This window comes from Actinorhabdospora filicis (genome assembly GCF_030269765.1).
GTDB classification, from domain to species: Bacteria; Actinomycetota; Actinomycetes; order Mycobacteriales; family Micromonosporaceae; genus Actinorhabdospora; species Actinorhabdospora filicis.
Map to the genome: position 1 here is coordinate 13,319 of NZ_BSTX01000004.1, position 12,160 is coordinate 25,478.

Annotated in this window: 13 protein-coding genes; 5 read left to right on the forward strand and 8 right to left on the reverse strand. The window is 72.6% G+C overall.

The window, feature by feature from the left end; translation table 11 throughout:
* Positions 1-15 precede the first annotated feature (15 nt).
* On the reverse strand, positions 16-663 hold the full coding sequence (locus QSK10_RS25015; RefSeq protein WP_285665430.1) for a TetR/AcrR family transcriptional regulator C-terminal domain-containing protein: 648 nt from the start codon (positions 661-663) through the stop codon (positions 16-18).
* 170 nt (positions 664-833) lie between these two features.
* Between QSK10_RS25015 and QSK10_RS25020 the strand changes: the two genes are divergently transcribed.
* Positions 834-2,324 (forward strand): FAD-dependent monooxygenase, encoded by a 1,491-nt coding sequence (locus QSK10_RS25020; protein WP_285665431.1) that lies wholly within the window; start codon positions 834-836, stop codon positions 2,322-2,324.
* Positions 2,325-2,342: 18 nt separating this feature from the next.
* On the opposite strand, the gene QSK10_RS25025 is transcribed toward QSK10_RS25020, so the two are convergent.
* Positions 2,343-2,972, reverse strand: a complete 630-nt coding sequence (locus QSK10_RS25025) for a LysE/ArgO family amino acid transporter (protein ID WP_285665432.1) — start codon at positions 2,970-2,972, stop codon at positions 2,343-2,345.
* Positions 2,973-3,845: 873 nt separating this feature from the next.
* On the opposite strand from QSK10_RS25025, the gene QSK10_RS25030 reads away from it, so the two are divergent.
* Positions 3,846-4,166, forward strand: coding sequence for a YbaB/EbfC family nucleoid-associated protein (locus QSK10_RS25030; protein WP_285666426.1), 321 nt, complete (start codon positions 3,846-3,848; stop codon positions 4,164-4,166).
* Between the two features lie 12 nt (positions 4,167-4,178).
* Positions 4,179-4,775 (forward strand): recombination mediator RecR, encoded by a 597-nt coding sequence (gene recR, locus QSK10_RS25035; RefSeq protein ID WP_285665433.1) that lies wholly within the window; start codon positions 4,179-4,181, stop codon positions 4,773-4,775.
* Positions 4,776-4,806: 31 nt separating this feature from the next.
* On the opposite strand, the gene QSK10_RS25040 is transcribed toward recR, so the two are convergent.
* The 4 genes from QSK10_RS25040 to QSK10_RS25055 form a co-directional block, all read right to left on the reverse strand.
* Positions 4,807-5,571 carry a hypothetical protein gene (locus QSK10_RS25040; RefSeq protein WP_285665434.1) on the reverse strand — a complete coding sequence of 255 codons (765 nt, stop codon included), beginning with the start codon at positions 5,569-5,571 and terminating at the stop codon, positions 4,807-4,809.
* A gap of 981 nt (positions 5,572-6,552) precedes the next feature.
* On the reverse strand, positions 6,553-7,368 hold the full coding sequence (locus QSK10_RS25045; protein ID WP_285665435.1) for a GNAT family N-acetyltransferase: 816 nt from the start codon (positions 7,366-7,368) through the stop codon (positions 6,553-6,555).
* A gap of 5 nt (positions 7,369-7,373) precedes the next feature.
* Positions 7,374-8,339, reverse strand: a complete 966-nt coding sequence (locus QSK10_RS25050) for a P1 family peptidase (RefSeq protein ID WP_285665436.1) — start codon at positions 8,337-8,339, stop codon at positions 7,374-7,376.
* A gap of 5 nt (positions 8,340-8,344) precedes the next feature.
* A complete protein-coding gene (locus tag QSK10_RS25055) occupies positions 8,345-9,499 on the reverse strand; it encodes an MFS transporter (protein WP_285665437.1) in 1,155 nt (384 codons plus the stop codon).
* Positions 9,500-9,583: 84 nt separating this feature from the next.
* Here QSK10_RS25055 and QSK10_RS25060 point away from each other — a divergent pair, with 84 nt between their 5' ends.
* Positions 9,584-10,264, forward strand: coding sequence for a TetR/AcrR family transcriptional regulator C-terminal domain-containing protein (locus tag QSK10_RS25060; RefSeq protein ID WP_285665438.1), 681 nt, complete (start codon positions 9,584-9,586; stop codon positions 10,262-10,264).
* Here the strand turns inward: QSK10_RS25060 and QSK10_RS25065 are convergent.
* Together QSK10_RS25065 and QSK10_RS25070 are read right to left on the reverse strand one after the other, a co-directional pair.
* A complete protein-coding gene (locus QSK10_RS25065; protein WP_285665439.1) occupies positions 10,261-10,641 on the reverse strand; it encodes a hypothetical protein in 381 nt (126 codons plus the stop codon). The two genes, QSK10_RS25060 and QSK10_RS25065, sit on opposite strands and share 4 nt — an antisense overlap.
* Positions 10,642-10,667: 26 nt before the next feature.
* On the reverse strand, positions 10,668-11,393 hold the full coding sequence (locus QSK10_RS25070; protein WP_285665440.1) for a metallophosphoesterase: 726 nt from the start codon (positions 11,391-11,393) through the stop codon (positions 10,668-10,670).
* Positions 11,394-11,451: 58 nt separating this feature from the next.
* On the opposite strand from QSK10_RS25070, the gene QSK10_RS25075 reads away from it, so the two are divergent.
* Positions 11,452-11,997 carry a CGNR zinc finger domain-containing protein gene (locus QSK10_RS25075; protein ID WP_285665442.1) on the forward strand — a complete coding sequence of 182 codons (546 nt, stop codon included), beginning with the start codon at positions 11,452-11,454 and terminating at the stop codon, positions 11,995-11,997.
* Positions 11,998-12,160 lie beyond the last annotated feature (163 nt).

Below are 12,160 nucleotides of genomic sequence, written 5' to 3' on the forward strand. Positions count from 1 at the left end.
GGTTTCTCGCCCTCGCTAAGCGCTCTCCGCGCCCCGCTCCAGCTGTGCCGCCATGCCGTCGATGATCAGCTGGACGCCGTGGGTGAAGGCCCCGTCGGTGTCCTCCGTCCACAGCTCGTCCAGGGCCGCGGCCGAGAGCGGGAAGCGCACGGGATCGATCGTCAGTGGCGACTCGTAAGGGTTCCCCTCGGTGTAGGTAATACCGATGCGCGCCTGCTCCTCGATGGTGAAGCCGATGACGAAGTGATGCAGCGCCCGGAAGGCGCGGGCGGCTTCGAAGGGCTGGAAGCCCGCGTCGCGCAGGGTCCGCATCGTGAGCTCGGTGGTTCGGTACATCGACTGATGGGTGATGTTGGTGCCCGCGAAGACACGGGCGCCGTCGCGGTACTTGAGCATGCCGCCGCGCAGGCGGCGGGCGGTGTCCAGCAGCCAGTCCTGCCATGTTTCCCCCCGTGCCGGTGATTCGAGGCCGTCGACCGCTTCGACGAACATGATCTCGGCCATCTCGTCGAGCAGTTCCTGCTTGCCCTTGATGTGCCAGTAGAGGGCGGGAGCCCGTACGTCCAGTTCCTTGGCCACGACGCGCATCGTGAGTCCCTCCAGCCCGACCTCGTTGAGCAGGCCGAGAGAAGTGCGGGCGATCAGGCGTGGGTCCAGCTTCACCGTCGTTCGTTCCTCTGTCCGCGAATCACTTGCTCACAGTGTGCTCCCGGGACTTCGCGGACCGCCCGTGAGGTCGCCGTCGAGGCGTTCCCACCTGGGCACTTGACAACTTAACACAGTTAGGGGCATCCTGAACAGCGTTAAATCCTTAACGGTGTTCAGGAGGCGTCATGACATCCACTCCCGTCCTGATCGCGGGCGGCGGCCCGACCGGACTGATGCTGGCCTGCGAGCTGCGGCTCGCCGGGGTCGACGTCACCGTCCTCGAACGCGCCGACGGCCCCACCGGCGAATCCCGCGCGGGCGGCATCCACGCCCGGACCCTGGAGGTCCTCGACCAGCGCGGCCTCGCCGACCGCTTCCTCGCCATCGGGCGCAAGCTCGCCGCCGCGCACTTCTCGGCCATCTGGCTCGACGTGTCGTCCATGCCCACCAGGCACCCCTACCTGCTGATGATCCTTCAGGCCGAGATCGAGCGGCTGCTCGCCGAACGGCTCACCGAGCTGGGCGGCACCGTCCGCCGCGGCGCCGAACTCACCGGCCTCACCCAGGACGCCGACGGCGTCACCGCCGCGCTCGCCGACGGCACCACCGTGCGCGCGGGCCACCTCGTCGGCTGCGACGGCGGGCGCTCGACCGTCCGCAAGCTCGCGGGCATCGCCTTCCCCGGCACCCCCGCCACGATGACCGCGATGCTCGCCGACGTCGTCGTCGATACACCCCCCGAGGGCCGCGTCTTCCAGGTCCGCACCGAGCACGGCGCCTACTCGCTCCTCGACTTCGCCCCGGGCTGGTGGCGCGTCATGACCAACGAGTACGACCGCGTCGCCGACCGGGACGCGCCGATCTCCTTCGAGGACGTCCGGCGGGCCCTGACCCGCATCGCCGGCACCGACTTCGGCATCCGCGACCCCCGCTGGGTCTCGCGCTTCAGCGACGCCGCCCGCCAGGCCGAGCACTACCGCGCCGGGCGCGTCCTGCTGGCCGGCGACGCCGCCCACATCCACTTCCCCGCAGGCGGGCAGGGCCTCAACACCGGCGTCCAGGACGCGGTCAACCTCGGCTGGAAGCTCGCCCTCGTCGCCAAGGGCTTCGCGCCCGCCGAGCTCCTCGACACCTACGAGAGCGAACGCCACCCCGTCGGCGCACGCGTCCTCCAGAACACCCGCGCCCAGACCGTCCTCGGCGCCCCCGGCGAGCAGACGACCGCCCTGCGCGAGGTCATGACCGACCTCATCGCCATCCCCGCGGCCAACGACCGCCTCGCCGCGATGATCACCGCCCTCGACGTCCGCTACGAACCGGGCCCCGATGCCCACGAACTCAGCGGCTACCGCCTCCCCGACCTCGATCTGCGCGTCGGCGAGCGCGAGACCAGCGCCTACGAGCTCCTCCACGCGGGCTTCCCGGTCCTGCTCGACCTGGGCCACGAGGACGGCGAGCGCTTCGCCGAGACCGCCCGGCCATGGCTGGACCGCCTCGACCACGTCACCGCCACCGGCCCCAAGACCTGGGACGTCCCGCTCGTCGGCGAACTCGACGCGCCCTCCGCCGTCCTCATCCGCCCCGACGGCCACATCGCCTGGGCCGCCGACCCCGGCGAGCCCGACCCGGCGGGCCTCCACGCGGCCCTGGAGCGCTGGCTGGGACCGGCGGAGTGAGAGATGCGCTCCGCCGCCTCAGCCCGCCGCGTCGCGGATCGCGTTCACGAACTCCACCAGCAGGATCGCGCTGAACACCAGCAGCACCACCCCCGAAGCCCGGTCGAACCACACCCGCCGCCGGTCGGTGAGAATCCCGCGCAGCCCGGCGGCGGCCACGGCCAGCACAAGGAACCACAACCAGGACGCCGAGACGGTGCCCAGCGCGAAGGACAGGCGGGTGTCCTGCCGCTGGGCGGCGATCGCGGCGCCGATGACGACGACGGTGTCGAAGATGGCGTGCGGATTCAGGAGGGAGACCATCGCGGTACGGGCCAGAACGCCTTTCACCGAGACCACTTCCCGCGCGGTCTCGACCTCACCCGAGGGCTTCGCACGCAGCGAGCGGACGCCCAGGAAGCCCAGGAACGCCGCCCCGCCCACCAGCAGCACGTAACGCAGGCCCGGGACCTTGGTGACCAGCGCGGCGGCCCCGGCCGCACCCGCGACGATGAGGATCGTGTCGCAGCACGCGGCCGCGACCACCGCCCACAGGGCGCGCGGCATCCCGACCGCCAGCCCCTGGCCGAAGACGAAGACGTTCTGCGCGCCGATCGGCACGATCAGGCCCAGCCCGAGGACGAGTCCCGTCAAGAAGGTCGCCGACACCGCTCCTCCGTCCCTCCACACCCCGTGCCCGACGCGCGGAGCATAGCCACGCGCGCGACGCGCGGCGACCGGCATCCGAGTGGGTGGGACACGGGGATGAGCCGCGACGGGAAGAGAGGCCGCTCGCCGCCGGGGTGGGACGGGGCTGGACGGGGCTGGGCCGACCGGAGGCGGCATGGAGTGGCACGGGGTCGGACGGGCACAGAGGCTCGGACGGGCATGGGGCCAGACTGGTGCGGGGCCGGACCGGCACGGGGTCGGGCGGGCATGAGGTCGGGCGGGCACGGGGCCGGACCCGCATGGGGTCGGACTGGTGCGGGGCGGAGCCGGGCCCGGCCGGGAGGTGCTCGCTGGGTGGTGAACCGATGTGGGCCCGTCCCCGCGGGTTCTCTCGGTGACCGTCCTGATGGGACGGCGCGACTCCGGTGTGGAGGCGTCTCTGGCCACCCGACCCGGCTGTCGCCGAGGCCGTGACCGGCCCGACGGGGGCGCGCCCCGCCCGATGGAACACCTCGGCCCTCACCGGCACGGCGGTATGTTCCCGCAGCGGGTGGAGCGGGTGGAGCGGGTGGAGCGGGTGGAGCGGGTGGACTGTGACCCGGGCCGGGCACTCCGGCCGCCACGCTGAGGGCACGCCCGGTTCGGCAGGGCGGTCTCGGTGGAGTGCGTTCCGCGTGAGGCGCACCAGGTGAGACCTCATGTCACCGAGCCGGCGTTCATTCAGACGGCGGCGATGGCGACGAGTGCGCTTGGCACCTCACGCCCTCACGTGTCCCTCACCCGTCCCTCGCGCGCTCGTTGGGTCGTCGGGGGTACCGGATAAGCTGCGGATGAGCGAACATCGACGGAGGGAACCGCGCCATGATGCCCGATATGCAGGGCCTGCTCCAGCAGGCGCAGCAGATGCAGCAGCAGTACGCGGAGGTCCAGGCCGAGCTCGCCGCGGCCCAGGTCGAGGGCACCGCCGGGGGCGGCGTCGTCACGGCGGTCGTGACCGGTGACGGGAACCTCGTGTCGATCAAGATCGACCCGTCCGTCGTCGACGCCGATGACATCGAGACGCTCGAAGACCTCGTCGTCGCCGCCGTGCACGCCGCCAGTGAGCAGGCGCGCAAGGTGGCCGAGGAGAAGATGGGCGCGCTCACCGCCGGGCTCGGTGGCCTGGGCGGCGGCCTCGGTCTTCCCGGCTTCTAGGCGGCGAGGAACGTGTACGAAGGCGCACTCGCCGACCTGATCGAGGAACTCGGCCGTCTCCCCGGCGTCGGCCCGAAGAGCGCGCAGCGCATCGCGTTCCACATTCTGTCCGCCGACGCCCACGACGTCGACCGGCTGTCGGACGCGCTCAAGCGCGTCAAGCAGCTCGTGCGCGTCTGCGAGATCTGCTACAACGTCTCCGAAGAGGAGCGTTGCCGCATCTGCCGCGACGGCCGCCGCACCGACGAGAACATCTGCGTCGTCGAGGAGTCGAAGGACGTCATCGCCGTCGAGCGCACCGGCGAGTTCCGCGGCCGGTACCACGTCCTCGGTGGCGCGATCAATCCGCTGGAGGGCATCGGCCCCGACAACCTGCGGATCCGCGAGCTCATGACGCGCCTGCAGGCCGGTGAGACCAAGGAGCTCATCCTCGCCACCGACCCCAACACCGAGGGCGAGGCCACCGCGACCTACCTCGCGCTGCTGGTGAAGCCGATGGGCATCACCGTCTCCCGCCTCGCCAGCGGCCTCCCGGTCGGCGGCGACCTGGAGTACGCCGACGAGGTCACGCTGGGCCGCGCGTTCGAGGGACGCCGGGTCCTGGACTGAGGCGACGCGGCCGCGACCCGGCCGCGATGCCTCACCCCAGGCGCCACTTCCCGTCCGCGTTCACCGTCACCACCGACGGCCCGGACTTCACCACGACCGTGCCCTCGTACTTCCCGATCTCGTTGACCGCGAGGTTCGGGAAGCCCGACTCCGGGTACTGGACCACCGTGAAGTTCCCGGCGCCGGAGTACGTCGCCTTCCACGTGGTCGCCCCGCCCTCGTACAGGTACACCGCGTCGGAGTCGCCGCCGGTGGACCCGTCCAGCTTCGGCGCCGAGCCGATCGGCGCGATCTTCACCGTCCAGGCGCCGTCGGCCTTGATCTCCAGGAACTTCGGCTCGTTGCCCAGGCCGCGCAGGCCGTAGGCGGTGACACCGGTGTAGCCGCCGATCGTGTTGGCCAGCAGGTCACCGGTCGGCTCGTTCTCGGCGTCGAGGACCGACAGGGAGAAGTTCGCCGAGCCCTTGTGCGTGGCGGTCACGACGGCGGCCTTCCCCGGCAGGGTGAGGACACTGTCGCCGCGGCCCTTCTCGTCCATCGCGTCGAACGTGCCGTACTCGCCATAGGACGAGGAGTCCTCCGGCGGCTCGGCGGCGTCGGCGGGACGCGCCGAACTCGGGCTGTCACCGGCCTGCCCGTTACCGGAGTCGTCGCCGAGGATGCTCTTGGCGAGCGCCCCGCACAGGCACACGACGATCACGACGACACCGCCGAGGATGATCCACTGCTTCGCGCCGGGCTTCTTCTTCACCGGCGGCACCGGAGTGGGGAACGGGGGCGGCACGGGAACTGTCATGGCGACTCCACGGGCTGGGCGGGCGCCGAGGGGCGGATGACGGCGCCGGGTGTCACACGCTATGTCGCGTTCGGACGCCGCGACAGCCGTCATTGCCGCTAACGGGTGACGGACCATCGGCCGGAATCGCGCGCCCGTGGAACCGGTGGCGGCCGGGGGACGGGCAGGGGTTTACGGCACGATCGGCCCGCCGGGCGAGCGGATCGCGAGACCGCACGGTGCGGGCCGTGACCGGGAGCAGGACATGGTGATGCGGACGCGGACGCGGACGCGGACGGCTGCGGCTACGGCTACGGCTACGGCACGAGCGTTCTCAACGGACCCCTCACCGAGAACGGCACCGCGCGAGCCCGGCGTGGCCGACGGCGGTGTTCGGCGAGGTTCTCCCGGCGCCGGACGACGCATACGCGATCACGTACCGCACCCACGTACGCGCCGGCCGTGCCGCCGCCGAGGTCGGGGACCCGCGCGTGAGCCGGTGCCGCTGATCGGGATGGGCCGACGGGATGACTCCGAGGTCGCCGGGGGTGCGGCGAACTTGGCCGGGAGTCCGTCGAGGTGGACGCGATCGCCGCCACGCGAGTCTTCCCGTTCGGAGGAGGCCGTGATCGGCCGGGCGGCGGGGTTCGCCGCGGCCGTCGTGCCTGCGGAGGAGTCCCTCGGCACGAGGCCCGGCCGCCCGGTGAACCAGGCCATGACTGGTGACGGGTCCCGCGCCCGGGTGCACGGGACGGCCGTCGGCCGGACCAGGGCACGGCCGGTGACGAGCACCGCGACCACGTGTGCGCGGCCCGGCCGCCGACCGGACTAGTCCATGGCCGACGACGAGCACCGTGCCCGGGTGTGCGTGGGACGGCCGACGAATACCGCGCCCGGGTGCGCGGCCCGGCGGCCGCCCGGACTAGGCCATGACCGGTGACGAGCACCGCGACCACGTGTGCGCGGCCCGGCCGCCAGCCATGCCCTGAGAGGTGTGAGCCCCTACGCCCCCCACACGTACGGCGTCGTCGAAGCCACCGCCAGCAGGCCCAGTCTGCGCAGGATCGGCTTCGAGTCGTCCGAGGCGTCGACCTGCACGTACTTGTACCCGCGGGCCACGGCCAGGTTCGCGCGGTAGGCGACGAGGGCCTTGTAGATGCCCTTGCCGCGCCACTCCGACAGGGTCGAGCCGCCCCAGAAGGAGGCGAATTCGGTGCCCTCGTGGAAGCGGAGCCAGGACGCGCACACGACGGTGCCGTCCTCGGCTTCGGCGACGACCACGACGGCGGGGTCGCCGGCGTCGGAGACTTCGTGGGCCATGGCGTCGGGGACCCAGGAGAAGTCGCCGCCCCAGACGGCTTCCTGGAGGCGCTGGATCTTCAGGAAGTCGGCGTGTTCGCGGACCTCGCGGATGCGGACGCCGTCGGGCGGGACGGGCGTGCGGGCGAGCCCGGCGATCTCGCCGATGATGACCGTCTCGGGGTCCTCGGGGACGAACCCGGCGGCGGCGAGGCGGTCGGTGAGGTCGGCGGGCTCGTCGTGGCCGTGGGTCTTCCACTCCACCGACAGGCCGCGCCCGCCGAAGTGGGCGACCTGGCGGGCGATGAGGGCGTCGAGGTCATCGCCGGTGAGGCCGTCGAGGTCGCGGTAGGTGAGGAACCCGCGGCCGGTGAGGGGCGTGCGGCGGACGAGGGGACCGTCCTGGTCGAGCGTGGACGCGTTGTCGCTCAGGACGCGGGCCCGGATCTGCTCCTGGTAGGCGTCCAGGAACGCCGCGGCGGCGGGGGTGTCGTCAAGATCTTCAGGGGTGCGGTCCATGGGGGTCATTGGACCACCGTCGCACGAAGCCGATCAACCGGTATACCGGGCACCACGCGGCCGTGGACGCCGACGGTCGTGCGGGCCGCGACCAGCGAGTTGAGCACCGCCTCCTCGACGGCGTCGAGCGCGGCCTCGAACAGCGGGGACAGCGCCGGGTCCGCGACCGCGCGGGGCGCGACGGTGCCGATGGCGAGCCCGTAGTCGCCGCTGCCGTGCGAGTAGGACGCCCCGACGCGCCCGAGCGCGAACACGAGGCGGCGGGACAGGCGGGTGAGCTGGCGGGCGTCGAGACCGGCGTCGGTGGCGGCCAGGATCATGCACGAGCCGTCCTCGGGCGGCTCGGTGACCTCGGCGGGCGGGAGGAACTCGGCGCCGCCCACGCGGAGGGTGCCGCCGAAGTTCGCCTGCACGAGGACGCCGAGGGTGGCGCCGTCCACGACGCGGGAGGCGGTGCCGATCCCGGCCTTGAAACCCAGCGCGGACGTGCCGGTGCCCGCACCCACCGAGCCCTCGGCGACCGGCCCGCCGGAGGCCGACTCGATCGCCGACAGGACGTCCTCGCCGGTCACCGCGCGGGCGCGGATGTCGGAGAGGAACCCGTCGTTGCACTCGCCGACCACGGGGTTGAAGGTGGTGGCGTCGTGGCGGGCGAGCATCCACGTCACCAGCGCGTCGGCGACGCGGAAGGCCGACAGGGTCGAGGTCAGCAGCACCGGCGACTCCACGACGCCGAGTTCGGCGACCTGGGTGTAGCCGACGAGCTTGCCGAAGCCGTTGCCGGCGAACACGCCGGCGGGCCGGGGACGGTCGGGGGTCGCTCCGGTGACCAGGGCGGTCACGCCGGTGTGGACGTGCGCGCCCCGCCGGACGGTGGTGTGGCCGACGGTGACGCCGGGCACGTCGGTGATCGCGTTGTGCGGTCCGGGGACGCCCGCGAAGCGCAGGCCGAGGTCTCGCGCTCTGCTCATTGCGATCACCGTACGCTGCCGCGCGCCAGGACCGCCGTCGCCGCCGCGCCCGCGGCCGTGACGCCCGCGGCGATCGCGAACGCCACCGGCAGGCCGGGGCCGGGCACGATCAGCCCGTACAGGCCGATGCCGAGGGCGCCGCCGAGCTGCTGGACGGTGTTGTACACGCCCGCCGCCGCGCCCAGGCTCTCCGGCGGGGCCTTGGTCCCGAGCGCGGCCAGCGCGGGCAGTGCCGCCCCGGCCCCGAGACCGGCCACGATCAGCCCGCACGCCAGCACCGAGTACGCCGGGCGCGGCCCGGCGCCCCAGGACAGCACGAGCCCGGCCGCGATCACCAGCAGGCCGGTGGGCACGAACAGCCGCACCGGCGCGCGGTCCATGAGGCTCCCGGCGACCGGCCCGGCGAGCATGATCGGGACGACGGCGGGCAGGAACGCCAGGCCCGCCTTCAGCGGCGACCAGCCCAGGTCGTCCTGGAAGTACACCGACACGTACGCGAACAGCGCGAACGCCCCGGCCTGCACGGTGAACGCGCCGATCAGCCCGGTGCTCAGCCGCAGCGTGAGCGGGACGCGCCCGCCGCGCGATGGGGGGACGTCCGGGATGCGCGTGGCGAGGACCGCGCACACCACCGCCACCGGCAGGTTCAGCCAGAACGCCCACCGCCACGACAGTCCCGCCACCAGGACGCCGCCCAGCACCGGCCCGGCGACCACGGCCAGCCCCGACACCGCGCCCCGGATCCCGAAGGCCGTGCCGCGCGCGCGTCCCCGGTAGCAGGCGGCGACCAGCGCCAGGGTCGTGGCGAACAGGACGGCCCCGGCGAAGCCCTGGACGGCCCGCGCGGCGATCAGGAACGCCGCCGACCGCGCCAGCCCGCAGGCCAGGGACGCCGCGGCGAACAGCGCGATGCCGCCCAGGAACGCCCGGCGGTGCCCGAGCCGGTCGGCGAGCCGCCCGGCGGGTATCTGCAGCAGCGCCATGGTCAGCACGTACGAGGTGACGACCCACTGGAGGACGCCCAGGTCGGCCCCCAGGTCGTCGCCGATCGGCGGCAGCGCGACCGTCGTGACGGTCGCGTCCAGCATGAGCATGAAGACGGCGAGGCAGATGGCGGTGAGCGGCCACCAGTCCGTGCGCGTGCGGGTCTCGGTCAGCATGACGACTCCCTAGCAGTGTTAGAGGCAAGCTAACACTGCTAGGGAGATCGGCGCAATGGTAGGTTCCGCGTCAGGAGGTGGGTCATGTCGGGCAAGTTCGGTGCGGCCTGGGAGAGCGGACGTGAGGCCGCCCCCCGCCTCGGCCGCGACGAGATCGTGCGCGCCGCCCTCGAACTCCTGGAGTCCGGCGGGCTCGACGGGTTCTCCATGCGCAAGCTCGCCGTGGCGCTCGACATCAAGTCGCCCTCGCTCTACTGGCACGTCAAGAACAAGGACGAGCTCTTCGACCTCGTCATCGACACCGTTTTCGGGCGCTGCCCGCTGCCCGGCGACGAGGACGTGCCCTGGCCCGAACGCGTCAAGGACGTCGGCATGACATGGCGGCGGGTCCTGCTGAACCACCCGGCCGCGGCGCGGCTGCTGCCCAGCCGCATCCCCAGCGGCCCGAACGCCATGCGGCTGGCCGACCACGTCGTCGGCATCCTGCTGCGCGCCGGGTTCGACGCGAAGACCGCCTCCTACGGCTACCTGACGCTGCACTTCTACGTCACCGGTTTCGCCTGCCTGGAGGTCGCCTACGTCGGGGGCGCCGCGCCGGGCACGATCAGCCTGGACGACTACGCGGGCATCCTGGCCGGCCTGCCGAGCGAGGACTTCCCCAACCTGGCGGCGGTCTCCGGCGACCTGCTCGCCGGGCACCTCACCGCCCGTTTCGAGTACGGGCTCGGCGGCATCGTCGACAAGCTCGCCAAGGAGCTCGGCTAGAGCCCGGCGGCGTCCAGGAACCCGTCCAGGCCGCCCATCACCTCGGGGTCGTTCAGCGCGATCATGCCCAGCACGGCCAGCTGCGGAGCCAGCGTCCACGGGCCGCCGTCGCCGTAGTAGGCGACGACGAACTCCATGACGATCTCGGTGTCCACGCCCGCGTCGACGTGCCGGTAGTAGGCGTTGGTCTCGACGGCGAACCGCCGGCACTCCTCCAACGTCGGGACCTCCGTGCCGAGCCTGCGCACCAGCATCAGCGCGCTGAACCCGGCGATCGAGCGGGCCAGGACGTCGTCGCCCAGCCGCGCCCGGATCGCCCCGGCGGCGGAGTGGTCGTGAGAGAGGTACGCCTTGAGGAACTCGCGCCCGTCCGACATGCGCGAAGCATAGGGCGGGCGCGCCCTCAGACCGTCCGCCAGTGCGTCATCACCCGGCCGTCTTCCACGACGTGGTAGGCGATCCCGGGAGGCGCGTCCAGCGTCGTGATGCTCTCGCCGGGCTCCCAGTCCAGCCGCAGCGTCGAGACCACGCCCGGCGCGATCAGCAGCGGGCGACCGGCGAAGGTCGAGGCGGCGGCGGTGTGGGTGTGCCCGGTCAGCACCGCCAGCACCTGATCATGTCCACTCAGGACGGCGGCCAGCTCCTCGCCGTTCTGGAGCATCCACTGGTCCACCCGGGTCTGGTGCATCCGCACCGGCGGGTGGTGGAACGCCACCAGCGTCGGGACCTCCGGCCGCTCGGCCAGCCGTGCGCCAAGCCACTCCAATGTGGACGCCGACAGCTCGCCCTCGTCGACGCCCTCGATCAGCGAGTCCAGCGCCAGGATCCGGTGCCCGGCCACCTCGTGGTCGGTGTTCAGGAAGCCCTCGGGCCCGCCCAGGACCTTGCGGTAGCCCTCGCGGCGGTCGTGGTTGCCCGGCAGGTGGATCACCGGGAACGGCGAGTTCCGCAGCAGGTCGGCGATGATCTCGTACTCGGCGGCCTCGCCGTGGTCGGCGATGTCGCCGGTCAGCAGGATCGCGTCCAGCGGGCGCTTGAGCGTGTACAGGTGGCCCAGGACCGCACGGACGCGCTCGATCGAGCGGGGATCGCCGTCGACGTGGGTGTCGCTGATGTGGGCGAGCAGCATCACGTTCTCCTAATGCTTAGGTTTGCTCTAATCATTAGGGACTGTAGGCTGCCGAACCATGGACCGCAACCTCGCCCTCGAACTGGCCGACACCCTCGTCCACGACGGGAACGGCGGTGTCGCCGACGAACTGGCCGATCCCGCCGCCCGGGACGCCTGGCTCGCCGCGCACCTGCCCGGCGCCCGCGTCGCCGTGGCGGACCTGCGCGCCCTGCGCGGGCCGGTGCGCGCGCTGCTGGCGCGGGCGGTGACCGGCCCGCCGTCCAGTGCCGACGCCGCCGGATCGCTGCCCACCGTGGACGCGGCCGTCGCGGCGGTCAACGCCGCCGCCGCGCGCGTCCCGGTCGTCCCCGTGCTCACCTGGGGCGAGGAGCCGGTCGTCGCACTGTCCACTCCGGACGGCGACGGGCTCGCGGCGGTCGCGCGCTCGCTGCTGGCCTTCCTGGCCGGACCCGACCGGGCGCGGCTGCGGGCCTGCCCGGCGCCGCGCTGCGTGCGCTACTTCCTCAAGGGCCACAACCGGCAGAACTTCTGCAAGGCCGCCTGCGGGAACCGGGCCCGGGTGGCCCGCCACTACGAGAAGCAGCGCGCCGCCACCGGGTGAGCACGCTCGCGAGCTGGCTGTCCACTGTGGGCGGCCGATTCCGGTTTCGGCGGCCGTGGCCAAGATCGACGTTACGCTCCGGGATCATCGCCCACGGTGATCGTCACAATCCAATATCAGATTGGAATGCGGTAGTTCACACCCGGTGCGCATCCCACTAACG